The 25365-nt window shown below is 53.9% G+C and carries 22 protein-coding genes; 10 read left to right on the plus strand and 12 right to left on the minus strand.

Annotated elements, in window-relative coordinates; all coding sequences use genetic code 11:
• The first annotated feature begins 50 nt into the window (after positions 1 to 50).
• Together ACR8BN_RS12375 and yccS are read left to right on the plus strand one after the other, a co-directional pair.
• Positions 51 to 491 carry a YccF domain-containing protein gene (locus ACR8BN_RS12375; protein WP_052270881.1) on the plus strand — a complete coding sequence of 147 codons (441 nt, stop codon included), beginning with the start codon at positions 51 to 53 and terminating at the stop codon, positions 489 to 491.
• Positions 475 to 2634, plus strand: coding sequence for a YccS family putative transporter (gene yccS, locus ACR8BN_RS12380; protein ID WP_052270880.1), 2160 nt, complete (start codon positions 475 to 477; stop codon positions 2632 to 2634). The genes ACR8BN_RS12375 and yccS overlap by 17 nt, the downstream gene beginning before the upstream one ends.
• Here the strand turns inward: yccS and ACR8BN_RS12385 are convergent.
• On the minus strand, positions 2631 to 3260 hold the full coding sequence (locus tag ACR8BN_RS12385) for a TfoX/Sxy family DNA transformation protein (protein ID WP_109653163.1): 630 nt from the start codon (positions 3258 to 3260) through the stop codon (positions 2631 to 2633). The two genes, yccS and ACR8BN_RS12385, sit on opposite strands and share 4 nt — an antisense overlap.
• Before the next feature lie 210 nt (positions 3261 to 3470).
• Here ACR8BN_RS12385 and sulA point away from each other — a divergent pair, with 210 nt between their 5' ends.
• Both sulA and ompA read left to right on the plus strand, forming a co-directional pair.
• Complete coding sequence (gene sulA / locus ACR8BN_RS12390) at positions 3471 to 3962, plus strand: SOS-induced cell division inhibitor SulA (RefSeq protein WP_031592832.1); 492 nt, start codon at positions 3471 to 3473, stop codon at positions 3960 to 3962.
• A 350-nt stretch (positions 3963 to 4312) separates the two neighbouring features.
• Positions 4313 to 5383, plus strand: coding sequence for a porin OmpA (gene ompA / locus ACR8BN_RS12395; protein ID WP_010255028.1), 1071 nt, complete (start codon positions 4313 to 4315; stop codon positions 5381 to 5383).
• Positions 5384 to 5478: 95 nt separating this feature from the next.
• On the opposite strand, the gene matP is transcribed toward ompA, so the two are convergent.
• A complete protein-coding gene (gene matP / locus ACR8BN_RS12400) occupies positions 5479 to 5946 on the minus strand; it encodes a macrodomain Ter protein MatP (RefSeq protein ID WP_138919647.1) in 468 nt (155 codons plus the stop codon).
• 53 nt (positions 5947 to 5999) lie between these two features.
• On the opposite strand from matP, the gene ACR8BN_RS12405 reads away from it, so the two are divergent.
• Positions 6000 to 7868 (plus strand): AAA family ATPase, encoded by a 1869-nt coding sequence (locus ACR8BN_RS12405; protein ID WP_050491346.1) that lies wholly within the window; start codon positions 6000 to 6002, stop codon positions 7866 to 7868.
• A 68-nt stretch (positions 7869 to 7936) separates the two neighbouring features.
• Positions 7937 to 8455 carry a bifunctional 3-hydroxydecanoyl-ACP dehydratase/trans-2-decenoyl-ACP isomerase gene (gene fabA, locus ACR8BN_RS12410; RefSeq protein ID WP_031592836.1) on the plus strand — a complete coding sequence of 173 codons (519 nt, stop codon included), beginning with the start codon at positions 7937 to 7939 and terminating at the stop codon, positions 8453 to 8455.
• A gap of 68 nt (positions 8456 to 8523) precedes the next feature.
• Here the strand turns inward: fabA and rmf are convergent, their stop codons facing one another.
• The 6 genes from rmf to rlmKL form a co-directional block, all read right to left on the minus strand.
• Positions 8524 to 8691 carry a ribosome modulation factor gene (rmf, locus tag ACR8BN_RS12415; protein ID WP_008925875.1) on the minus strand — a complete coding sequence of 56 codons (168 nt, stop codon included), beginning with the start codon at positions 8689 to 8691 and terminating at the stop codon, positions 8524 to 8526.
• Between the two features lie 279 nt (positions 8692 to 8970).
• Positions 8971 to 9540, minus strand: coding sequence for a membrane integrity-associated transporter subunit PqiC (gene pqiC / locus ACR8BN_RS12420; RefSeq protein WP_434746977.1), 570 nt, complete (start codon positions 9538 to 9540; stop codon positions 8971 to 8973).
• Positions 9537 to 11180 (minus strand): intermembrane transport protein PqiB, encoded by a 1644-nt coding sequence (gene pqiB / locus ACR8BN_RS12425; RefSeq protein WP_031592838.1) that lies wholly within the window; start codon positions 11178 to 11180, stop codon positions 9537 to 9539. The genes pqiC and pqiB overlap by 4 nt, the downstream gene beginning before the upstream one ends.
• Positions 11167 to 12435, minus strand: a complete 1269-nt coding sequence (gene pqiA, locus ACR8BN_RS12430) for a membrane integrity-associated transporter subunit PqiA (protein ID WP_434746978.1) — start codon at positions 12433 to 12435, stop codon at positions 11167 to 11169. Before pqiA ends, pqiB begins: the two co-directional genes overlap by 14 nt.
• 14 nt (positions 12436 to 12449) lie before the next feature.
• Positions 12450 to 14366, minus strand: a complete 1917-nt coding sequence (locus ACR8BN_RS12435) for an ABC transporter ATP-binding protein (RefSeq protein ID WP_031592840.1) — start codon at positions 14364 to 14366, stop codon at positions 12450 to 12452.
• Positions 14367 to 14372: 6 nt separating this feature from the next.
• Entirely contained in the window at positions 14373 to 16487 is a 2115-nt protein-coding gene (gene rlmKL / locus ACR8BN_RS12440; protein ID WP_434746979.1) for a bifunctional 23S rRNA (guanine(2069)-N(7))-methyltransferase RlmK/23S rRNA (guanine(2445)-N(2))-methyltransferase RlmL, read from the minus strand.
• A gap of 110 nt (positions 16488 to 16597) precedes the next feature.
• Between rlmKL and ACR8BN_RS12445 the strand changes: the two genes are divergently transcribed.
• Positions 16598 to 17707 (plus strand): YcbX family protein, encoded by a 1110-nt coding sequence (locus tag ACR8BN_RS12445; protein WP_434746980.1) that lies wholly within the window; start codon positions 16598 to 16600, stop codon positions 17705 to 17707.
• On the opposite strand, the gene ACR8BN_RS12450 is transcribed toward ACR8BN_RS12445, so the two are convergent.
• From ACR8BN_RS12450 to ACR8BN_RS12465, 4 genes are all read right to left on the minus strand, one after another.
• Positions 17708 to 18250: a cell division protein ZapC gene (locus ACR8BN_RS12450; RefSeq protein ID WP_033757182.1), complete on the minus strand. Its 543-nt coding sequence runs from the start codon at positions 18248 to 18250 to the stop codon at positions 17708 to 17710. It lies immediately after the preceding gene.
• A gap of 153 nt (positions 18251 to 18403) precedes the next feature.
• The gene (gene pyrD, locus ACR8BN_RS12455; protein ID WP_010255000.1) at positions 18404 to 19414 is read right to left on the minus strand and encodes a quinone-dependent dihydroorotate dehydrogenase; all 1011 of its coding nucleotides are present in this window, start codon (positions 19412 to 19414) and stop codon (positions 18404 to 18406) included.
• A 134-nt stretch (positions 19415 to 19548) separates the two neighbouring features.
• Positions 19549 to 20850 carry a flippase gene (locus ACR8BN_RS12460; protein ID WP_031592844.1) on the minus strand — a complete coding sequence of 434 codons (1302 nt, stop codon included), beginning with the start codon at positions 20848 to 20850 and terminating at the stop codon, positions 19549 to 19551.
• 101 nt (positions 20851 to 20951) lie between these two features.
• Entirely contained in the window at positions 20952 to 21932 is a 981-nt protein-coding gene (locus ACR8BN_RS12465; protein ID WP_033757180.1) for a glycosyltransferase family 2 protein, read from the minus strand.
• 750 nt (positions 21933 to 22682) lie between these two features.
• On the opposite strand from ACR8BN_RS12465, the gene ssuE reads away from it, so the two are divergent.
• The 3 genes from ssuE to ssuD are packed head-to-tail and all read left to right on the plus strand — an operon-like array spanning position 22683 to position 25357.
• On the plus strand, positions 22683 to 23234 hold the full coding sequence (gene ssuE / locus ACR8BN_RS12470; protein WP_434747589.1) for an NADPH-dependent FMN reductase: 552 nt from the start codon (positions 22683 to 22685) through the stop codon (positions 23232 to 23234).
• An 11-nt stretch (positions 23235 to 23245) separates the two neighbouring features.
• Entirely contained in the window at positions 23246 to 24199 is a 954-nt protein-coding gene (locus tag ACR8BN_RS12475; RefSeq protein ID WP_010669774.1) for a sulfonate ABC transporter substrate-binding protein, read from the plus strand.
• A 9-nt stretch (positions 24200 to 24208) separates the two neighbouring features.
• The gene (gene ssuD, locus ACR8BN_RS12480; protein ID WP_022625932.1) at positions 24209 to 25357 is read left to right on the plus strand and encodes an FMNH2-dependent alkanesulfonate monooxygenase; all 1149 of its coding nucleotides are present in this window, start codon (positions 24209 to 24211) and stop codon (positions 25355 to 25357) included.
• Positions 25358 to 25365 lie beyond the last annotated feature (8 nt).

Here is a 25365-nt window from a genome sequence, read left to right on the forward strand (position 1 = left end):
AGGCTAAACTTGGCGTCACATCTTGCGGAATGCAAAAGGAAAAGAAGATCATGCGCACCGTTTTAAATATTCTTAATTTTGTTCTGGGCGGTTTTTTCACCACCCTGAGCTGGCTGTTTGCCACGTTAATCAGCATCGTGCTGATTTTTACCCTGCCACTGACCCGCTCCTGCTGGGAAATCACCAAACTCTCGCTGCTGCCGTTTGGCAACGAGGCGGTGCATATTGATGTGCTGCGTCCGGAAAGTAAGAGTCATATTCTGAATACCGGCGGCACCTTTCTGAATATCTTCTGGCTGATTTTCTTCGGCTGGTGGCTCTGCCTTTCGCATATCTCCGTAGGGATTGTGCAGTGCATCAGTATCATCGGTATTCCGGTAGGAATTGCGAACTTTAAGATCGCCGCTATCGCGCTCTGGCCGGTTGGGCGCAGGGTGGTGTCGGTGGAAGAGGCGCGTGCCGCGCGCGAAGCCAATGCCCGCCGCTACTAATATGATGTCGGATGCCGTGCCAGGCTGGCGCAAATATCTGTTTAACAGTACGTGGCGCTATCTGCTGCGGATCCTGTTTGCATTGAGTGGCTGCGCCGCCATTCCCTGGTGGCTGCATCAGATTGAGTGGACGATCCCTCTGACGCTGGGAGTGGTCGCTGCTGCGCTGGCCGATCTCGATGATCGCCTGGCCGGTCGCCTGAAGAATCTGCTGATTACCCTGCTCTGCTTCTGCATCGCCTCGGTTTCAGTCGAGTTACTGTTTCCCTATCCGTTCGCCTTTATTATCGGGCTGGCAATCTCGACCTGGGGCTTTATTCTGCTGGGCGCCCTTGGCCAGCGCTACGCGACTATCGCCTTTGGTGCTCTGCTGATTGCGGTCTATACCATGCTCGGCATTGGACTGTTCAGCCAGTGGTATATGCAGCCGATGCTGCTGCTGGTCGGCGCGCTGTGGTACAACCTGCTGACATTACTGGGCCATCTGATGTTTCCGGTCCGGCCGGTGCAGGAACAGCTGGCCGGGAGTTTTTCACAACTGGCGCGTTACCTTGATGCCAAAGCGAATCTTTTCGATCCCGACGCGGGCGATCAGGATGATGCCGCGTTTATCGATGCGGCGATGGTCAACAGCCAGTTAGTGGCGCAACTTAATCTGACCAAGACCACACTGCAGAGTCGTCTGCGCGGCGATCGCGGGTCGCGCGGCACCCGCCGTAGTCTGCACTACTACTTTGTGGCGCAGGATATTCATGAACGGGCCAGCTCTTCCCATCTGCAATATCATCTGCTGCGCGGCGACTGGCGCTACAACGAAATTCTGTTTCGCTTTCAGCGCCTGCTGAATATGCAGGCTCAGGCCTGTCGCCAGCTGGCACATTGTATTCTGATGCGCCAAAGATGGGTGCATGACAGCCGTTTTGAGCGTGCATTTGAACGATTACAGAAAGCGATAGAACGTCTGGAGCAGCATGATCCCGACGCTACACATACCCGTGCTCTTTTCTGGCTGCTGCGCAACCTGCGCGCCATCGACGCACAGCTTGCTTCGATTGAATCAGAACAGACGCTGGCCGGTGAAGATCCTCAGCACAGTGACAATCTGCTGTCACGCGAAGGATTGAGTGGCTGGAGTGATATCCGACTGCGCTTCAGCCGCCACCTTTCTCCCGCATCGGCGCTGTTCCGGCATGCGGTTCGCATGTCAGTGGTGCTCTGTATTGGATATGGTTTTATTCAGGTAACCGGACTGGAGCGGGGATACTGGATTTTGCTGACCAGCCTGTTTGTCTGCCAGCCCAACTACAATGCAACGCAGCGACGACTGGCCTTGCGCATCGGCGGAACGCTGGCGGGGATTGCCATTGGTCTGCCCGTTTTATGGCTGGTGCCTTCGATTGAAGGTCAGTTAATCCTGATAGTGATCACGGGCGTACTGTTCTTCGCTTTCAGGCAGGTGCAGTATGCACAGGCCACGCTGTTTATCACTCTGCTGGTGCTGCTCTGCTTTAACCTGCTGGGTGAAGGGTTTGAAGTTGCCCTGCCACGGGTAGTGGATACCTTACTGGGCTGTGGCCTGGCCTGGCTGGCTGTCGCGTTTATCTGGCCTGACTGGCGCTTTCGTCAGTTACCTGCCGTGGCAGAACGAACGCTGAAAGCGAATTGTCGCTATCTGGACGCGATCATGGAGCAATATCATCAGGGCAAAGATAACCGTCTCGCCTATCGCATTGCACGGCGTGATGCGCATAACGCGGATGCTGAACTGGCGTCGGTGGTCTCAAATATGAGCAGTGAAAGCCGCACCAGCCAGAAGCTGCGCGATTCGGCTTTTCAGCTGCTTTGCTCCAACCATTCGTTTCTGAGTTACATTTCTGCGCTGGGCGCCCATCGCGATAAAATTACCGCACCCGAACTGCTGACATTGCTGGATGATACGGTTTGCTATGTGGAGGATGTCCTTCAGACGGAAGTTGTCAGCGATGAGCACGTTGAAACGATGCGCCATCAACTGGCTCAGCGAATCAGCCAGCTGGCCGCAGATGCGGATACGCGTGCGCCGCTGGTGCTCCAGCAACTCGGTCTGCTGGTGGCATTAATGCCCGATGTGGCTCGCCTGCGCCGCACGCTAATCACTGATTAGCCTTCACCGCCGCTGAGATTGGGGTTTGATAAAAGCGTGCGCTGGAACCACGCATTCAGCTCCGCCCGTGTCGCCTGCGGCAACGCGGCGGCATGGTGGCCCGTGATGGCCCCTTGCAGCGCAAGTAACGTCTGGAACCCAACGTGCTGGTTGATCGCTTTTAGCTTCAGCCAGCACTGTTTAGCCCCCATCTGGTAAAGATGATTGACGCTCATGACGCCCGCCTCGTACAGCATCATCTCCATACGTACGCTGAGATTTGGCAGATCTTTTAACCGCGGTGAGGATTGGCGGTCCTGCAACTCCAGCTGCGCCGTTTCTAAAGAGGCAGCGGAGAGCGCCAGCAGATGATCAGGGTCGCGCCATAACGCCTCATCGACCCGAAAGTAATTGAGACTCACCAGCTTGCCCCGCTTGCGAAAAATCAGGGGTTGCAGCGGACGATCTGTAAGGTATTCCCGCAGAGGTTCACTGGCGCGCAGATAGAGTTCGTCTTTATTAATTAAGGCAAAAACCACACTTTCTACAGCCAGGGCATAGCCTCCGAACTGGGTGCGCGACTCTATTGTTCCTAATGGGGCCAGGCGCGCTCTGGAGCGCTCTACAACCGGATTCACCTTTTTCATTGCACCACCTCCATGTAAGAAATATATCGTAAATTACCTTGGGTATCAGGTAATTAGAAGATAAAAAAAAGCTTCAGCGGGTTCAATGAATAAATAGCGTTTCAACTAATCTTGTCGCGATTTTGCGAGGCGTTTTCCGAAATTTGGGTTGATCTTTATCCAGGATGACAGTACTGTATATTCATACAGTCCACTGCTGGTGATTAACTTATGCGAACACAACATCCTGATAATTCACGCTATGCTCATCATTATGCGTCCTCTTCCGTTCCGGCCTCTCAGGGCGGTGGAATTACTGAGTTACGCTACAGCGAACAGCCCGGTATGATGCAGATGTTGCTGTTGCCATTATTGCAGCAGCTGAGTCAGCAATCGCGCTGGCAATTGTGGTTAACACCGGCATATAAACTGAATCGCACCTGGCTGCAGGAATCAGGATTACCACTGGATAAAAGTATGCATATCGCCGATTCTGAACGTCTGAATGCGGTTGAAGCGATGGTCAAAGCATTGCGTACAGGAAATTACAGTGTCGTTCTGGCATGGATTCCTTACGATCTTGACGAAGATGAACGACGTCAACTTGAAAATGCGGCGGCAGAGGGTGAAGCGCTGGGATTGATTTTGCGTGCAAGCGGGACATCGGAAGCGCCTCTCAGACCGCAAACTGCGATAAAAATTCAGTCGGATTTGTTTCATTAAGTAAAAATCAGAAGTTTCCCAAGCTATTTTTCTTATCTGTCGCAGCTAAACCACTGATTCTGTTAGTTCGAGCGTTGACAATGGTTTAGCAAGTTTTTAAGGCTTTTTGCCGCGGCAATAAGACCAGCCTAATTGTTAGAAATTGTGTATAAATCGCTGTTTTTTTACATAAGCGCCTCACATCATACTTGTAAGTTTCCAATCTCGTTGTAGACTTTAGCTCGCCAGGGTGCTCAATAACCTCCGTTTTTTGCGGTAGAGTCATAAGCGAGCATTTTGACCCGGCGAAGGATTTAAACCAAGAGCAACCTTTTTGCTCATTGCCTATTTGGATGATAACGAGGCGCAAAATGAAAAAGACAGCTATCGCAATTGCAGTGGCACTGGCTGGCTTCGCTACCGTAGCGCAGGCCGCTCCGAAAGATGACACCTGGTACACCGGTGCTAAACTGGGCTGGTCTCAGTATCACGACACTGGTTACTACGGTAACGGTTACGAAAACAATGACGGTCCAACTCATGAAAGCCAGCTGGGTGCAGGTGCATTCGTTGGTTACCAGGCAAATCCATACCTGGGCTTCGAGCTGGGCTATGACTGGCTGGGTCGCATGCCTAACAAAGGCAACGTGACTAACGGCGCATTCAAAGCACAGGGCGTTCAGCTGGCTGCTAAACTGAGCTACCCAATCTATGACGATCTGGACGTGTATACTCGTCTGGGCGGCATGGTATGGCGTGCAGACTCAACGCAGACTAACCCAACTACTGGCCGCATCAGCGACCACGACACCGGCGTATCTCCGCTGGCTGCTGTTGGTGTTGAATATGCGCTGACCAAAAACTGGGCTACCCGCCTGGATTACCAGTGGGTTAACAACATCGGTGATGCACAGACCGTTGGTACTCGTCCAGACAACGGCATGCTGAGCGTAGGCGTTTCATACCGCTTCGGTCAGGATGACGTCGCTGCTCCGGCGCCAGCTCCGGCTCCGGCACCAGCTCCAGTTGTTGAAACCAAGCGTTTCACTCTGAAGTCTGACGTTCTGTTCACCTTCAACAAATCTACCCTGAAGCCAGAAGGCCAGCAGGCTCTGGATCAGCTGTACAGCCAGCTGAGCTCAATGGATCCTAAAGATGGTTCCGTTGTCGTACTGGGCTTCACCGATCGCATCGGTTCAGAGCAGTACAACCAGAAACTGTCTGAGAAACGTGCTCAGTCAGTCGTAGATTACCTGGTATCTAAAGGTATTCCTTCTAACAAGATCTCTGCACGTGGCATGGGTGAATCTAACCCAGTTACCGGCAACACCTGTGACAGCGTGAAAGGCCGTAATGCCCTGATCGACTGCCTGGCGCCGGACCGTCGTGTAGAAATCGACGTTAAAGGTATCAAAGACGTTGTAACTCAGCCACAGGCTTAAGTTTACACGTAATAAAAAACCCCGCTAAGGCGGGGTTTTTTTATGCCGGTAATAAAACCGGACTGAAGAGTAAAGGCTCTGATTACCCTGCCCGATTATTCGCTCTCTGAACCGGAGTTACCCAGAATCGCCTGCAAATCCTGCTTCAGACTCGACATCTGAGTGGCATATTTCTCTTTACGTTCTGCATCTTCTATCAGCTGAACAATCGTTTCAGAGAGCGTGCAGCCGCGCCGCTGTGCCAGACCTGCCAGTCGCTGCCAGACCAGATACTCCAGGTCTATCGATTTTTTTCGCGTATGCTGATGCTCAGCGTTGAAATGGCGTTTCCGTCGGGCACGGATGGTTTGCTTCAGTCGGTTATCCAGATCAGCGTGAATATGTTCTGCGATCCATTCATTCACTGTAACCGGATTATTTTCCATTGCCAGCAGCTTATCCACTGCTGCCTGCGCCGCGCTTAATTCAAGGTGACGCGTGATCAGTTCACCTTCCCGATGTTTTTTCACCAGGTATTTCCACTTCCATCCACATTCAAGATTTTCGAGTTGCTGGTATTTCATCGGAATCTCATCGTGATCACGTAACGAACTAAGAATAACAGCTTTTTTCCCGGATGCAGCAACGAAAAACATGCTGTCACCATCACATCTTCAACAGGAAGTCTGCAGTGCTTAACAAGGGTGAATCCTGTATAATCTCGCTTTTCTTAAAACAGACAAATGCGATTATTTTGACCAGCACTCAACTTACGTGGCAGACCTTACAGCCAGATAGCGCGCAATACCAATCCGTTTTCTCCCGAATTGCTGATGAAGAAACTGATGCTCTGGCAACGGTACAGCCCCGGTTGCTGAATGCACTGGCGCATTTACACCATCAGACGCAGGGGTTCCCGTTACTGCTGGTTCGTAGCCAGGAGAACCGCGATTATCTGACATTCATTGCCCAGGCCGCAGAGCGGGTTATGGCCGACAGTACCACTCTATTCGGCGGTGATTACCATATCATGGCCGACAACGTCACGCTCCAGCCCCCCTCCGATCCTCAACGCCCATTCACCAGTCAGGGTGGTATTCACTTTGCTGAATGGATTGAGATGGAGCAGTTGTTTGGCTGCGTGCGCCAGTATAAAGATCGCATCCAGCTGGAACCGGGCCTGATCCATCAAGCTAATGGCGGCACGCTGCTGCTTTCCCTGCGTAGCCTGATGACGCAGCCGATTCTCTGGTTGCGCCTGAAAAAGTGTATTGAGCAGGGTTATGTTGAGTGGACATCTCAGGATGAGCGCCGGCCGCTGCCAGTCTCGATTCCTCCCTTGCCCCTCAATCTGAAACTGGTCCTGTGTGGCGATCGGGAAGCGCTGGCAGAATTTCAGGAGCTGGATCCCGAAGCTCACGAAATGGCCATCTATACTGAATTTGAAGAGAATATTCAGATTCTGGATGAAGATGACATGCTTGCCTGGTGCCGCTGGAACATCGAACTGGCGCAACAGGCGGGTCTGCCCCAGCCGGAAGCGGACTTCTGGCCAGAACTGATTAAAGAAGGCGTCCGCTACAGCGGCGATCAGGAAACGCTGCCACTCTGCCCCCGCTGGCTACAACGCCAGATGCGCGAATCGGCCCTGATGGGCGATGAACTGAACGCTGAAGCGCTGCGTGATGCGCTGGAAGCGCGTTTGTGGCGCGAGAATTATCTCAATGAGCGGATGCGTGACGAGATCCTGCTGCGACAGATTCTGATTGAAACCGAAGGCGAAGTGGTCGGTCAGATTAATGGCCTGTCGGTCGTTGAATATCCTGGCCATCCCCGTGCCTGGGGCGATCCCTCGCGTATTACCTGCGTGGTACATCCCGGCGATGGTGAATTCATGGATATCGAGCGCAAAGCGGAGCTGGGCGGTAATATTCATGCTAAAGGCATGATGATTATGCAGGCTTACCTGATTGCCGAGCTGGAACTCGATCAGCAACTGCCCTTCTCGGCCTCAATGGTCTTTGAGCAATCTTACTCCGAGGTGGATGGTGACAGTGCTTCACTGGCTGAACTCTGTGCCTTAATCAGCGCGCTGGCTAATCAGCCCATCAATCAGCAAATTGCGGTGACCGGCTCGGTTGATCAGTTCGGCAACGTACAACCGGTGGGCGGACTGAATGAGAAAATTGAAGGCTTCTTTGATATCTGCCATCAGCGAGAACTGACAGGTCAGCAGGGTGTGATTATTCCCGCCAGCAATGTCCGTCATCTCAGTCTCAGCCAGGCGGTTGTCAGTGCAGTTGAACAGGGTCATTTCCATATCTGGGCTATTGACCGTGCTGATGAAGCGCTACCGCTGCTGACCGGTAAAATCTGGAGTACCGAGGATGGCCTGGGCGATTGCCTGCTGAATACCATCCAGGAACGCATTAGCCTGTTCAACCAGCCGGACGGTCCGCAACGTCCCTGGGCGCTGCGCTGGCTTAACTGGTTCAACCACCGTTAATCCGATTTGCTCAGCGTACAACTGTTCGCTAATATTCGTGATTCACTAAAACAAGGCTTATTGAAAACATGGTAGATAAACGCGAATCCTATACCAAAGAAGATCTGATTCTGTCAGGTCGTGGTGAACTGTTTGGCGAAAATGGTCCGCCGCTTCCATCCGGCAACATGCTGATGATGGACCGCGTGGTCAAAATGACCGAAGACGGCGGCAAATATGACAAAGGCTTTGTTGAAGCGGAGCTGGATATCAATCCTGATCTATGGTTCTTCGGCTGTCACTTTATTGGCGATCCGGTGATGCCGGGTTGTCTGGGCCTTGATGCCATGTGGCAGCTGGTTGGTTTCTATCTGGGCTGGCTGGGCGGCGAAGGTAAAGGTCGTGCGCTGGGCGTGGGTGAAGTGAAATTTACCGGTCAGGTCCTGCCAGATGCGAAGAAAGTGACTTACCGCATTCACTTCAAACGCGTTATTAACCGCAAACTGGTTATGGGCGTGGCAGATGGTGAAGTGCTGGTTGACGGTAATCTGATCTATAACGCCAGCGATCTTAAAGTCGGCCTGTTTAAAGATACCGCCGCTTTCTAAGCGTTTCCCCCGGAAACAAAAACCTCCGCGCATGGCGGAGGTTATATTCCCTTTTCAGTGACATCCGGTTATGCAGCTACCGACCTGTCCTCCATGGCTTGTCGCCAACCTCCCAACCAGTGAGACTTAGCGTCAATCAACTGATACGGACACATCTCTTTTGAGCGTCCAGTAATGCCTGCCTGATAACCACGTGAATGGGCGCGTTCGAGGCGGTCTCGTTTCTGTCTCTTCATACTCCGTGTCCCTCATGTAAGGTCTGTGGAATCTGGTGGAAAGAAAAGTGGTGAATTAATGTTCAACCACCCTTATGTTCTACCTCCTGCGCACCCAAAGATCAATGCCCAATCTTCATGCCAGTGTCATAAATGTGACCTTAATCGGTAAAAATAACGGCGTTTTGTGATGCATGCGACAGCACTATCTTTATGATTAAGCTAATAAAAAAGCCCCTGACCCCTGTCGAAAAAGCACGACAATCGGTCAGGGGCTTAGCTTATTTATTCACATCAATCTTAATTTAACGCAACCACACTATTGGCAATTTTCTGCGCCGTCTGTTGCCAGCCCGCCGCCAGCGTTCTGACCATCGCATCGTAGCCATCTTCGGTCTGCGGCAGTACCAGGTTAAACGCCTGTTTAGTCAGCCGGCCCTGATGTTCCAGCGTCCATTCGCCACTGACGATTGCTTTGCCATCATAGCGTCCCTGGAAGCCTGTCACGGTCACATTCAGCGTATCGTGCTGCGCGCCCAAAGGTGAACCGGCTACCAGCCGGCCTGGCAGCGCCTTGCTCAGGTTAGTAATCAATGTCTGCTGCAACTGCTGATCGAGCGGGCTGGCCCAGAGATTATTCGCGGCGATAACGTATTTGACATCGCTGGTCTGATAAACCAGTCCGTTGCCTGCCAGATAGTCCGGCACCGTCACCTGCTGCACCCACAACATCGGTTGCGCTTCATTCAGCTGGCTGCCGCTGACCTGCATGGAAGCCGCCCCGGAGGGCAGCTGATACCAGGTATTGTCAACGCTGCTACTGCACGCACTCAACACCAGCGCGGCACAAAGTATTAATCCTTTATTCACTGTTTCGCCCTCTTCGGCTGGGGATCCTGTCCCGGTTTTGCCTCAAATACCAGCGCATTGCTCTTGGTGTTAAGCGTTCTTAACACCGGCTGGAGTTCACGCAGAACCTTATCCAGGCGCTGCATATCCCCCACCAGCTTGCTGTAGGCTGGTGAACCTGGCTGCAGGCCTTTCATGCTGCGGTTCAGCTCGCGCAATGTCTGCTGCAGGTCTTCCGGCAGGGTTTTCATAGCCGGACTGGCGGTGACTTTGTTGATGTTGTCGATGGTGCGCTGCAGATCACGCATCGTTTTCTGGCTCTCTTTCAGCGTACCTGTCGCTTCATTGACCATACCGTTCAGTGGCAGACTGTTGATCTTATCCAGCGCCGCCATCAGCTTCTGCTGAATCTGGCTCAGGCCACCGCTAACCGTTGGGATAACTTCATAGCCAGAGACTTTCTGCGGACCTTTGTAAGGTGGCGCATTGTCATAGAAGTCGAGATCGACATAGAGCGCACCCGACAACAGACTGCCGGTTTTCAGCGTCGCACGCAGGCCACGTTTTTTACCATCCTGCAGATGCTGTTGCAGATCGAAGTTCTCACCCAGTCGGCTGATAAAGCGATCCGGCTCGATGCGAATCAGCACCGGCACGCGGTAATCATTATTCAGCGCCTGGTCCAGACCGGCTTTCATCAAGGGCGCTTCCGATACGGTACCCAGGCGAATGCCGCGGAACTCAACCGGCGCACCCGCCTGCAGACCACGAATGGAGTCGGTGAAGAACATCAGGTAATCAATATGGTTGGTGTAGAGCGAGTCCTGAATGCTGCGCTGATCGTCAAACAGATGATAGTCAGACTGATTCTTCGCAGGCTGACCCAACTCCCAGCCATCCGGCACGTCAAAACTGACGCCGCCACTGAACAGCGTGGTCAGCGATCCCATTTCCACTCGCATTCCTGAAGCGGACATATCCACGGCGATGCCGCTGTCCTTCCAGAAGCGAACGTTGGTTGTAATCAGGCGATCGTAAGGCGCAGCGACGAACAGCTGATAGGTCATCATACGTTTTTCGGTATCAAAAGCGCTGGTCTCGACCGTACCGACGCGATAGCCACGGAACAGCACCGGATCCCCCGGATTGAGCTGACCCGCTTTCTTGCTGTCCAGCACGATGCGAATACCTTTGGCATCTGGTGGCGCTAACGGCGGCGCATCCAGCAGCTTAAACTGCTCGGGTGCCTGGCTTTTAGTGCCAGGCTGCAATTCGATATAGGCACCGGATAACAGAGTACCGAGACCGCTGATCCCTTCGCGACCCACCTGCGGTTTCACCACCCAGAAAACGCTGTCACTATGCAGCAATTTTCCCATGCCGGCATTCAGGCGCGCTTTGATTTCCACATGGTGGAGATCGTCGCTTAACACCGCGCTTTCCACCACACCGACATCCACGCTACGGCTTTTAATCGTGGTTTTACCCGCAACAATGCCTTCGGCGTTTTCGGTGATGAGGGTGACTTCCGGCCCCTGATGGCTGAAGTGATAAAAGAGGATCCATCCGCCGATTAACAGCGTAACGATGGGGACAATCCAGACCGGCGACCAGCGCTTAATCTGTTCCACCTTTGCATGGCCGTGATTAGTTTCCGTCAAGGCGCGACTCCTTCATATTGTTTTCGCGTACACGATCCCAGGTTAATCGCGGGTCAAAGGTCATGGCAGCAATCATGGTGATAATCACCACCATTGCAAACAATACTGCCCCCCACGCGGGATAAACATTCATTAATTGCCCCATGCGCACCAGCGCAGAGAGCACGGCAATAACAAACACGTCGATCATTGACCAGCGGCCAACAAATTCGACCACTTCATAAATTTTGTGCATCCTGTGGCTGTCACGCTGTCCGCGTCCGCTGGCATCCCAGCAAAGCCAGCCAATCGCCAGCATTTTCAGCGTAGGCACCATGATACTGGCGATAAAGATCACCAGCGCCACCGGATAGGAGCCATCGCCCCACAGCACAATCACCCCCGCCATGATATTGGAGGGATAGGCTGTGCCGAGGGTTTCCGTCACCATGATCGGCAACAGGTTGGCCGGGATATAAAGCAGTATTGAGGTGAACAACAGCGCCAGCGTCCACTGCAGGCTGTGCTTACGCCGTGCCTCGGCCGTGACGCCGCAGCGGGGACACTTATGCTCTGCTTCCGGCAGAATGGCCGTACAGCAGGGACAGGAGCGCAGACCCTGCTCTAAACCACTAATGCCCACTTTGGGCGGATGGGGCAGCGCAGGTCGGGGTGACAGACTGTCCCACAAGCCACGTCGATCAACGCACTGAAAGGCCCGCAACTGCAGCAGACAGAACAGGACCCACGGCCAGAAGCTGGTCTCCAGGCCGATCTCACCATAGGCCATCAGCTTAACGAAACTGACCAGCACGCCCGCCATAAAGATTTCTGACATGCCCCAGTTACGCAGCTGAAACAGGATACGTGCCAGACCGATTTTGAGGCGCGTCGGCAACGGGACCGGATTGACCAGCAGGATAATGGTGATCATGCAGAAGGCCGGAACCGCCTGCACAAAGAGAAGGAACAGCGTCGCCAGACTGCTGTAATCTTCCGTCACCATCACCTGAGGGATCTGCGCCAGGGTGATCTGGCTGGTCAGCCCGGCCACCTTCATTGAGACAAAAGGAAACAGATTCGCCAGCAGCAGCATAAACAGCGCTGCCAGCGCATAGCCCGTTGGCCGTTTACGCGGTTCGTGCCAGTTGGCCGTCAGGGAGGTGTGGCAGCGCGGGCATGACGCACGGCTGCCAACGGGAATGTCCGGCAGCTTAATCATTAAATCGCATTGTGGACAGAGCATCCACGCGTTACTTTTCACTGCTGAACACATCCGTTAGCCCTGCCCTACGCGCCGTTTTTCAGTGACTCTAGCTCTTCCCAGCGCGCAAAAGCGGTTTCCAGCTCCTGCTCAGTCTGAGCCAGATTATCCAGCACCGGTTGCGTCTGATCGTGTGCCTGACTGAAGAAGTCGGGATGACTCATCTTCGCCTGCAGTTCTCCGATACGCGCTTCCAGCTGCTCCAGTTTTTGCGGCAGCTGTTCCAGCTCACGCGCCAGATTGTAGCTGAGTTTATTCACGCTACGCTTCGCATCACCCTTCTCTGCTGCAGGCTTAGAGGCGTTACCCGTCGCTTTCGCCGGTGCTGCCGCCTTGTGCTGCCGGTAGGCGGCGCGCTGCTGCTGAGCATCGTGATAACCGCCAACAAAGGTACCAATCTCACCGTTGCCTTCAAAAATCCAGCACTCGGTAACGGTATTATCGACGAACTGACGATCGTGGCTCACCAGTAAGACGGTGCCCTGATAGCCATCAATCAGCTCTTCCAGTAGTTCCAGCGTTTCGACGTCGAGGTCGTTAGTCGGTTCATCCAGAATCATCAGGTTGCTGGGACGCAGGAACAGGCGTGCCAGCAGCAGACGGTTACGTTCACCGCCCGAAAGGGCGCGCACCGGCGTCATGGCACGTTTTGGATGGAACAGGAAGTCCTGCAGATAGCCCAGCACGTGGCGCGGTTTGCCGTTGACCAGTACTTCCTGCTTGCCTTCGGCCAGGTTGTCCATCACGGTGCGGTCCGGATCCAGTTCAGCGCGATGCTGGTCAAAGTAGGCCACTTCCAGTTTGGTGCCGGAATGCACGCGGCCATGATCGGCTTTAAGCTGCTGCAGCATCAGGCGCAGTAAGGTGGTTTTCCCGCAGCCGTTCGGTCCGATCAGCGCAATTTTGTCGCCACGCTGCACCTGGGTTGAGAAATCCTTCACCAGCACTTTGCCATCGACCGCATAGTCGACATTTTCCAGCTCAAACACAATCTTGCCGGAACGGGACGCTTCGCCCACCTGCATATTGGCTTTGCCCATCACTTCGCGGCGTTCTGAATGTTCACGACGCAGCGCTTTCAGCGCACGCACACGACCTTCGTTGCGGGTACGACGAGCTTTGATGCCCTGACGGATCCATACCTCTTCCTGCGCCAGTTTGCGGTCGAATTCGGCGTTCTGCATCTCTTCAACGCGCAGCGCTTCCTCTTTACCTTCCAGATAGAGATCGTAGTTGCCTGGCCAGGAGACCAGCTTGCCACGGTCCAGATCGACAATGCGCGTCGCCATGTTGCGGATAAACGAACGGTCATGGGAAATAAAGATGATACTGCCGGTAAAGTTCTTCAGGAACGTTTCCAGCCAGTCGATGGTTTCGATATCGAGGTGGTTGGTTGGCTCATCCAGCATCAGGACGCGCGGGTTACTCACCAGCGCCCGGCCCAGTGCCGCTTTACGCAGCCAGCCGCCCGAGAGCGACGACAGCTCGGTATCGGGCTGCAGTCCAATCTGCTCCAGCACGTCATGGATGCGGCTCTCCAGCTGCCACAGATTCTGATGGTCGAGAATGCTCTGCAGACGCGCCATCTCGTTGAGGTTTTTATCGCTGGGATCTTCCATCACCACATGGGAAATGGCGTGATAGGCTTTCAGATGCTCAGCCTGCTCTTCAACGCCCTCGGCCACGAAGTCATACACCGAACCGGTAATATTGCGCGGCGGATCCTGTTGCAGACGCGCCACGACCAGATCGGTTTCATAAATAATGCGGCCATCATCCAGTGGCTGTTCGCCATTGATGATTTTCATCAGCGTGGATTTACCCGCACCGTTACGGCCCACCAGACAGACGCGTTCGTTCTCTTCGATGTGCAGTTCGGTGTTGTCTAACAGCGGCGCATCGCTGAAGGAGAGATAAGCGCCGTGGATACTGATTAATGACATGTAAGCTTATTCCTTACCGGCGTGAGTGATCAGCCAGCAGTTGTGAATTTGACGGTTACGCGCGAAGTCCTGCGACTGCGTTTTCTGGGTAATATCCTGCGCCTGCAGGCCCAGTGATTTCAGGCCATCCATGTCCATTTTGAAACCGCGTTTGTTATTGGAGAACATGATGGTGCCGCCGCGACGCAGCAGGCGCTTCAGGTTACGCATCAGCATCATATGATCGCGCTGAACGTCGAAGCTCTCTTCCATACGTTTTGAGTTGGAGAAAGTTGGCGGATCGATAAAGATCAGGTCAAAGTTCTCATCACTCTCATTCAGCCAGCTCAGGCAGTCCGCCTGCATCAGACGGTGCTGACGCCCGGTCAGTCCGTTGAGACGCAGGTTGCGCTCCGCCCACTCCAGATAGGTACGCGACATATCTACTGTGGTGGTTGAACGCGCGCCACCCAGACCGGCATGCACACTGGCGGTACCGGTATAGGCAAACAGGTTCAGGAAATCTTTGCCCTGACTCATCTGGCCCAGCATTTTACGGGCAATGCGGTGATCGAGGAACAGGCCGGTATCGAGATAGTCGGTCAGATTCACCCAGAAACGCGCATTAAACTCTTTAACTTCGAAATAGTCGCCCTTCTCGCTGAGCTTCTGATACTGCGCTTTGCCTTTCTGGCGTTCACGCGTTTTCATAATCAGACGGTCAGCAGGCAGTTGCAGCACGCTCAGCGTCGCGCTGATGACATCGAACAGACGCTGACGCGCTTTATCAGGATCGATGGTTTTTGGTGGCGCGTACTCCTGGATAATCACCCAGTCGCCATAGCGATCAACAGCAACGTTGTAGTCTGGCAGATCGGCATCGTAAATACGGTAGCATTCAATGCCTTCCTGACGCGCCCACTTCTCCAGTTTCTTCACGTTTTTACGCAGGCGGTTAGCGTAATCTTCCGCAATCTGTCCGGCGCTTTCATGACTGTTAACCGCCAGCTTATAGTTTTTCTGCACGCAATCCAGCGGACCGTTCTTCGCTTTAAACTGGCGATCGGCACGCAGCTGCAGGCAGCTCAGCAGTTCAGGCGAGGCGCTGAACAGCGACAGGTTCCAGCCGCCAAAATGCTGCTTCATCAGACGTCCGAGCTGGCTGTGCAGCGCAATCAGGGCTGGCTCGCTCTCCAGACGTTCACCGTAAGGAGGATTACTCAGCACCGTACCATGAACCGCCGGGTCGACCGGATTAGCCAGCTTCAGCAGATCCTGCTGGCCGAAGGTGAAAAGTTCAAAGACCCCAGCGCGGCGGGCATTCGCCTGCGCCCACTCCAGCACCCGACCATTATTGTCGTAGCCAAAGAAGCGCGCCTGGGTGGCAGCCGTGCCAGTGCGGGCACGGTTCTGCGCCTCGGTTTTAACGTCCTGCCACAACGCAGCGTTAAACTGGCTCCAGGCGGTGAAGCCCCAGTGCTTGCGCAGCAGGCCAGGCGCACGATCGCAGGCGATTAGCGCGGCTTCAATCAGCAGCGTACCGGAACCACACATCGGATCGAGCAGCGGTGTCGTCGGCTCCCAGCCAGAACGCAGCACGATGGCCGCCGCCAGGGTCTCTTTTAACGGTGCCTGACCGGTCTGCTGGCGATAACCACGCTGATGCAGCGAGCTGCCGCTGAGATCCAGCGCAATGCTGGCGCGATCGTCATTCAGCCAGACGTTGACACGGATATCTGCCTGCTCACGATCGACGTTGGGTCGTTCGAGGTTCTGACGGGTAAAGCTGTCCACGATGGCATCTTTAACTTTCAGCGCGCCGAACTGGCTGTTACGAATCGAATCGTTGGTGCCGCTGAAATGGACGACAAAGGTTTTGTCGCTGCCGAACATCGTCGGCCAGTCCACGCTCTGCACACCCAGATAGAGATCCAGATCGCTGTAAACGCCAAACTCTCCCAGCGGCAACAGGATGCGTGATGCTAAACGACTCCACATCAGGCTTTGGTACATGGTGCGATCGTCGGCTTCGTAGTGAACGCCTCCCTGCACCACTTGCAAATCCTGCGCGCCCAGCGCGTCCAGCTCACTTTTTAACAGCTCTTCGAGCCCACGCGCCGTGCTGGCAAACAGAGAATTCATATCGTCACTTTTTAACTCTTGAGAAAATTGTCGCGCATTATAGCGAATCGGAGACCTATGTCATAAAGTTAGCTTCTTTTGTGTCGCGCGTCGGGTTCAAGGAGAACACCATGATCACGCTTTCCCGCTTATTTATTCATCCTGTGAAGTCGATGCGGGGATTAGCGCTGTCACACGCGCTGGTCACTGACAGCGGACTGGCATTTGATCGTCTGTTTATGGTGACCGAACCTGATGGCACCTTTATTACTGCCCGGCAGCACCCTGAGATGGTACGCTTCACGCCCGCTATTTTACCGGATGGCCTGCTGCTGACGGCCCCGGATGGCAGTCACTCCCTGATCCGCTTCAGCGATTTCGATGAGCAGGATCACCCCACCGAAGTCTGGGGAAACCATTTCACCGCGCGCATAGCGCCGCGTGCGATTAATCAATGGCTGAGCCAGTTCTTCCCGCGTGAGGTTCAGTTGCGCTGGGTCGGGCCGCAACCCAGCCGCCGGGTTAAAGCGTTTAATCATATTCCGCTGAGCTTTGCCGACGGCTTTCCGTTTTTGCTGATCAACAACGCGTCGCTGCATGATCTGCAACAGCACTGCCCGGCCAGCGTCCGTGCTGAACAGTTTCGTCCGAATCTGGTCGTCAGCGGCGCTGCCGCGTGGGATGAAGACAGCTGGGCGGAGATTCAGATTGGCGACGTGATATTCGAGGTGCCTAAGCCATGCAGTCGCTGCGTGCTCACCACTGTCAGCACCGAGACCGGCGTTAAGCATCCTGCCGGTCATCCGCTGGCCACGCTGCAGACGTTCCGTACCGCCCTGGATGGCAGCGGGGATATTGATTTCGGTCTGAACTTAGTGGCGCGCAACAGTGGGGTGGTGCGCGCCGGTGATGAGATGATTGTCCTGAAACGTCATGCACCGCGCAGCTATGGTGCCGGTGAAGTGGTCGAAACACTGAAACCAAAGCAGCAGGCGCCAGATGCCGTGACCATCACGTTTCAGGGGCATACGTTCACCGGAGATAATCAGCAGGTACTACTGGATCAGCTGGAGATGCAGGGCTTCCGGATCCCCTACTCCTGTCGGGCGGGACTGTGCGGCAGTTGCAAGCTGAGTCTGGTCGCGGGTGAGGTTAAGGCGCTGAAACAGAGCGCCCTGCGTCAGGACGGCACGCTGTTGAGCTGCAGCTGTATTCCGGCTGGCGATGTAGAACTAAGGTAATCAGACTGCGCGGGCGTAGCGCGGCGCGACATCCTGATACAGAGGCTGCAGGCGATCGTTCATCACCTTGATGGCATCGCCGAGCACCATGTTTTTTCCGGCCAGCGTCAATCCCGGCTGCGCCAGCAGGCAGAGCGCCGCGTTATCGCCACTCTCAACCACCAGCAGACGCGCCTGCGTCCCCTCTTCTGCCAGCGTAACCTGCACCATTTCACCGGGACGGGGCTGCATTGCCGGGGCATAAGAGGCGAAATGCCAGCTTTTCGGCATCAGTGGCTTGAGGAAGCGTGCAGCGACCAGCGCATTTAACACCAGTTCGGCGCGATGGCTGCCACTGAGTTTGCACTGACGGCAGGTCTCTTCAAAGGTGTAATAAAGGGCAGCGTCATCGACACAAAAACCCGATTCAGTGAAGGCATCCGGCGTCAGCATTTTGCGGGAATAACGGGAACGGAAAAGCATACCGTCTGCCAGGTCGAGCATCATTCGGTCGTGGCTGCTGTCAAAATACCAACGCCAGTTATCATCGGGTTTAATTTTCATCGTGTGCCCTGTATTTACCGCTGCGCCAAAAATCACGCAGAATTCAGCGAAAAAAGAAATATAAGGAAAAGCTGAAAAAGCGTGCAACAGGACAAAATATAAACGAGCCGAGGGGATAAATAAACCCCCCGGCCAATCATTGTGAGAATTGTCTTAGAGATGGGTGACGATATCTTTAATTAATCCTGGCCCCTGATAAATAAAGCCTGAATAAATCTGAACCAGTGTTGCCCCGGCGGCGATTTTTTCACGCGCTGCCGTCAGAGAATCGATCCCGCCTACGCCAATAATCGGCAACCGTCCCTGCAGTTCCTGAGAGAGGCGCTGGATCACTGCCGTACTGCGCGACTGTACTGGCCGTCCACTTAACCCACCCGCTTCCTCAGCATGCTTAAGACCGCTCACCAGCGAACGATCGAGCGTGGTATTGCTGGCAATCACGCCATCAATCTGATGACGTATTAAACTGTCCGCGACCTGAATTAACTCTTCTTCAGAGAGATCGGGCGCAATTTTTACGGCCAGCGGAACATATTTAAGATGACGCTGTTCCAGCTCTTTTTGTTTCTGTTTGATCGAAGACAGCAGATCATCCAGCGCCTCGCCATATTGCAGCGAACGCAAACCTGGGGTGTTAGGCGAAGAAATATTGATGGCGATATAACCGGCGTGGGCATAGACCTTCTCCATGCAGATCAGATAATCATCTTTGCCCTGCTCGACCGGCGTATCTTTATTTTTACCGATATTGATCCCCAGCACGCCGTTAAAACGCGCTTTCTTCACGTTCTCAACCAGGTGATCAACACCGAGATTATTAAATCCCATCCGATTGATAATTCCGCCCGCTTCGACCAGACGAAACATGCGTGGCTTATCATTTCCTGCCTGAGCGCGTGGTGTGACGGTGCCGACTTCAACAAAACCAAAGCCCATCGCCGCAAACGCATCAATACACTCTGCGTTTTTATCCAGACCCGCCGCCAGGCCCAGGGCATTCTTAAAGGTCAGTCCCATACAGGTGACCGGACGCGACGGCAGATTCTGGCGATAAAACATCTCCAGCGGGGTGCCATTCATAAAACGCAGTTGCTGAAAGGTGAGTTCGTGTGCGCGTTCGGGGTCGAGTTTAAACAGCGCCGGTCGGACGATAGGATAAAACATGCACTCTCCTGAAGGACGGAAGCGATCGTGGAAGTCGGTGCACGGGAAAATGTGCGCCAGAATGGTAAAGTGCTCTGGCGCAAAAGTAAATCGAACAGCGGAGATGCATAAAACTATCTGAAAATGCTTTGATCTTACGCGGCGGAATCGTTTACGGGGTGATTTTTCACCTCAGAGGGAAACAGATATTCCCGCAGGATGCCGTGACGTTGCATGATGCCAAAAATACCGAGACAGACAAACGCTTCAGCCCCGACCATCGACCATGCGGCACCGATTGCGCCAAACTTCCACGCCAGGAAACAGCACAGCGGCACGTTGACCACACCAGCGGCCATCATCACCCACATACGCTGGCGGGCCAGACCATGTGGGATCAGAATCTGCAATCCAGCCGGATAGGCAATGTTGCCAAACAGGAAGCAGAGCACAAAGACGCGCAGCACATCCGCCGACGGGATAAAGTCTTTACCCAGTAAGATTGAGACCACCAGATCAGCAAAAAACCAGGTAAAGATCACAATTGCCAGACTCAGGGAGAACGACAGCAGCAGGCTTTTACGTGTCGCCGCAATCGCGGCCCGTTTATCCCGGCCGAACAGGTGACTGACGCGCGGGAAGAAGGCGCTGCCGATCTGCTCCGGGACAGAGTTAGCCGCTTTACGCAGGCGATCGGCGCCGTTGTAGATCCCGACCATGTAAGTAGAAGCAAAGGAGGCGAGAATCACCACGTTGACGCTGTTGAAAAGGTTAGCGCCGGCAATGGCGATAAACACATCCATGCTGTCGGTGATGCGCTGTTTGATTTCGCGTGGTTCAAAGCGATAGCGGCCAATGACTTTCATCTCCAGCACAAACTTCAGCGTAATCGCCGCGCTGATAATGGAGACCGCGCCAGGGATCAGGGCCGCCAGCCAGGTGTCCTGCGGGGATTTCACCAGCAAAAAGGTCAGCGGAATCGCACAGAAGTTACCGAAGGTGGCGATCATCGCCGTCTTACCCAGCTTCTCAAAGCCCTGCATCAGCCAGCCAAATGAAAACAGCGAGCCGACCAGCGTGGTGCAGTTCGCCAGAATGATGAAGAACAGAGGGTGCCAGGAGGGATTGAACCAGGTCGCGGTCAGCAGCGTGCCGCTGGTGACCACCAGCAGCATCAGCTTGGCGTTAAACGTTGACCAGAAGAGCTGACTGACGCGTTCTTTGTCATCACGATGGTGAGCAATATCTTTGGTGGTAAAGACATTGAATCCCCAGTCGGAGATGGTGCTGCAATAGAGCACGCAGGCGATCGCCAGCGCCAGCGTACCCATCTGCTCTACGCCCAGAACGCGGGCAAGATAGGGCAGCGTGGCCAGCGGGAACAAAAACGACGCGCCGCGGTAAGCCAGCAGCGAAAAAATATTAATAACCAGACTTTTATCGAGAACTTTTGCCATGACGCAACAACCTTATACACATTGCATGTCTCACCTTCTCATTTCGTAAAGGCATAAACAATATCGCTAAACACTTTTCAGAATCAGGCTGTTTTTCAGAATCAGGCCGCGTTTTTCAGCTCTTTTTTAACCTTGTAATGCTGTAGCGCTATAAACAGTTCAGGACGTTTGAACAATAACCACTCTTTAAAGCTCTCTGTTTTCACATTACGGCCCATAAAGCGAATAGCGTTAAGCACATATTCCGGAACAGGGGTGCGATTATAGAGCGATAAATAGATCATCAGACGAAACGAGTGCACTAAATAAGCTTTTTCCAGCGTATCGCGCCACGCTGATTTAACCTGAGAACAGGTTAAGGTGTTGTAGGCGTGCATAAAGGCATCATAGCGCTGATAGAAAAACTCATTACTTTTGGTACTGTTAGTCAGTGAGCCGTTGCGAATACGCTGTTTATAATAGACCTGATGACTGACCCATGCCTGCTGACTTTTCATAAAGCAGGAGAGCGTAAAATTGTGATCTTCATGAACGCGCTTAACAAAGCGTAATTTATGCTGCTCAATAACGCGTTTGCTGATGACATAGCTCCAGGCCGCAGAGGTATAGCTGCCGTTACGCAGCAGGCCCAATAAGACTTCCTGCGATTTCTGCTGGCCGAAGTGTTCGTGTCTGACTTTTGGCGATGTGATCTCTGTCTGACCATCGCGGTAGACGCAGGAGTTAAAACAGAACAGGTTGGTTTCAGGGTGCTTTTCCGCCACCATGGCCAGTTCAGCTACCAGCCCATCCGCGACGACGTCATCCGGGTCACAGAAAAAGAGAAACTGGCCCTGCGCCTGCTCAATACCCACATCCCGTGCATGACCGGCACCACCATTTTCAGTGGTAATTATTTTCACCTGAGAAAGATGCGCATAATTCTGTTCAAGTAAGGCTAATGTTCCATCGGTGGAGCCATCATTCACAATGAGTATTTCATTGGGCGCTTTAACCTGACGTAATAATGAATCGACGCACTCCACAATATATTTTTCAACATTGTAAGTTGGAATAATCACTGATAATAAAGTGTCAGACATAGGCAATTCTCTGCTGTTAGAAAAAAGACAATACGATTCACCCGCCAGATGCAGGGCATGACCAGAGGCGAAACGTCGAAAAGAGTGATGCGCTAATATTATGATGGCTTTCATTTAGCCTGATTATCTTAAACCGGTAAGGCGAAAAAAGACCAGTCGTAAAAATTATCTTAACGTTTCACGTGAGAATCACTGTTAACGAAAGTGCATCTATAGCCTGCGTTAATGTTAAAACCGTTGATGATCGATTTAAAATTGCCCTGTGAAGCAGACGTAACCAGATTCAGGAATGTGTAAGCGAACATCTGAAACGATGAATAAGTTCAGCATTCCTTCATTTTCATTACAGTTTTCTTTCTGCAACTAATCCTAATTCCTGAAAGATGCTTCCCGCAGATAAGCTGATACTGTGCTGCTTCGCAGCGCTCTTTTGTCAGCCGTTTCGCTTTATTGCCGTGCCACTCTCAGGAAAAATGATTAAGCAATCAGACGAAAGCTATTTTTTCTGCTTAACCGGCTCATTTTGACGATCTCGTATCATCCCTCTTAATGAATTGTTCTGCTGCCGACACATAATTTAAGAATTATCGGAAGCGGCGATGCTGACACCTGCCACTACCGCTTCTATTTGCAGATTTCACCCTTACTTTGCCGGATAAATCATTTAAGCCCACTCCCCTGCTCTGACAGTATGAAGACATAAGTTCTCAACATTTGATAATCAATAACTTTTAGTTATAAGGAGTGATGATGCGAGTTATTACGCTGGCAGGCAGCCCAAGATTCCCCTCCCGCTCAACCTCACTGCTGACGCTATGTCAGCACAAGCTGGAGGCGCGTGGCATTGAAGTCATCCCCTGGAATATTCACAACTTTCAGCCTGACGATCTGATCAATGCGCGTTTTGATGCGCCTGCGCTGCTGGCCCTGCGTGACGATCTGGCTTCGGCTGATGGACTGATTGTTGCGACACCTATCTATAAAGCGTCGTTTTCGGGTGCGCTGAAGACTCTGCTCGATCTGCTGCCTGAGCGCGCACTGGAACACAAAGTCGTATTACCGCTGGCCAGCGGCGGCAGCGCCGGTCATATGCTGGCGCTGGACTATGCCCTGAAGCCGGTGCTCAACGCCTTAAAGGCGCAGGAGATCCTGTATGGTGTTTATGCCGAAGATAGCCAGATCAGCCATTACGACCGTCAGCCCGAACTGCAGGATTCACTGTCACAGCGCCTGGATGAAGCCGTCTCCGCCTTCTGGCTGGCGCTGACCCGTCACCATCACCCTGTTGCGCAAGCGGTATAAGGAAACGATCGATGAAGCTGAGATTAGGAAAGTGGCTGGTGGCCGGACTTTTACTGGCTGGCCTCCAGGTACAGGCCGCCGAATCCGATCCGTCTGAGATTCGCATCGGCTATCAGAAAGGTTCGGTCAGCATGGTGCTGGCGAAGTCACATCAGTTACTGGAGAAACGGTTTCCCCATACCCGGATTAAGTGGATCGAGTTTCCTGCAGGTCCGCAAATGCTGGAAGCGCTGAATATCAACAGTATCGACCTGGGCAGTACCGGTGATCTTCCCCCGCTGTTTGCCCAGGCCGCGGGCGCGGATCTGCTTTATGTCGGCGCGGAGCCGCCAAAACCCAAAGCGGAAGTGATTCTGGTGCCAAAAAGCAGCCCGCTGAAACAGGTTGCAGATCTGAAAGGCAAGAAAGTGGCTTTCCAGAAAGGCTCCAGCTCACATAATTTATTGCTGCGTGCCTTGCAGCAGGCGGGTCTGACCTTTAAAGACATCACGCCGGTCTATCTCACCCCCGCCGATGCGCGCGCCGCCTTCCAGCAGGGTGACGTTGATGCCTGGGCAATCTGGGACCCCTACTATTCATCAGTGCTGCTGCAGGGGAATTCGCGCCTGCTGATTGATGGCAGCTCCCTTAACCTGACCGGCTCCTTTTATTTAGCGACCCGCAGCTACGCCGAAGCCCATGGCGCGTTTATTCAGCAGGTGCTCGACACCTTCAGCACTGCTGACGCGCTGACAATCAGCCAGCGTCAGCAGAGCACCACGTTACTGGCGCAGGCGATGGGCTTGCCCGAACCGGTTATCGCCAGCTACCTCAGCCATCGGCCACCCACCCGGATTTCGCCGGTCAGTGCCGAAACTGCCGCAGCTCAGCAGCGCACTGCTGACCTGTTCTATGCCAATCATCTCTTGCCAGTAAAAGTGACGATCCAGGATCGCATCTGGCATCCGCATACCGTGACGCAATAAGGAGCAACAATGAGCGTATCCATTTTCTGGTTCCTGCCGACGCATGGCGACGGCCACTATCTTGGTACTGCCGAAGGGGCGCGACCGGTTGATCACGCCTATCTGCAACAGGTGGCGCAGGCCGCTGACCGCCTTGGCTTTGGCGGCGTACTGATCCCCACCGGCCGCTCCTGCGAAGATGCCTGGCTGGTTGCCGCCTCGCTGATTCCGGTGACGCAGCGCCTGCGATTCCTGGTGGCGCTGCGTCCTGGGGTGATTTCACCGACCCAGGCAGCACGTCAGGCCGCCACGCTGGACCGTCTTTCTAACGGACGTGCGCTGTTTAATCTGGTGACCGGCGGCGATCCGGAAGAGCTGGCGGGCGACGGCGTGTTTCTCGATCACCGCGAGCGTTACGCGGAATCCGCCGAGTTTACCCGCGTCTGGCGTCGGGTGCTGGAAGGCGAAACCGTCGATTATGAAGGCAAGCACGTGAAGGTTCGCGGTGCGCGTCTGATGTTTAAACCGGTTCAGCAGCCTCGTCCCCCGCTGTGGTTTGGCGGCTCTTCTGAACCCGCCCAGGAGCTGGCGGCCGAACAGGTCGATGTCTACCTCACCTGGGGCGAACCCCCTGCGCAGGTTAAAGAGAAGATTGATCAGGTGCGCGCGAAAGCGGCAGCCCAGGGACGCACCGTCCGGTTCGGCATCCGTCTGCATGTGATCGTGCGTGAAACCAATGAAGAGGCCTGGCAGGCCGCAGACAAACTGATTGCTAATGTGGATGACGCCACCATCGCGAAAGCGCAGGCGGCGTTCCAGCGGGCAGATTCTGTGGGGCAGCGCCGGATGGCCGCACTGCATGGCGGTCGCCGTGACAAGCTCGAAATCAGCCCTAACCTGTGGGCAGGCGTCGGCCTGGTGCGCAGCGGAGCCGGGACCGCGCTGGTCGGCGATGGTCCGACCGTGGCCGCTCGCATCAAAGAGTATGAAGCGCTGGGCATTGAGACCTTCATCCTGTCGGGTTATCCGCACCTGGAAGAGGCTTATCGCGTCGGTGAACTGCTGTTCCCGCATCTTGATCTGCAGGTTCCACTGGTGCCCCAGCCGCGCGTGGTTCAGGCACACGGTGAAGCGGTAGCCAACGATTTTACCCCTGAGAAAAAAGTCGCCCGGGGCTGAGGAGAGCA

Source organism: Pantoea sp. Lu_F5_004 (assembly GCF_051136245.1).
Taxonomy (GTDB): Bacteria; Pseudomonadota; Gammaproteobacteria; order Enterobacterales; family Enterobacteriaceae; genus Pantoea; species Pantoea agglomerans.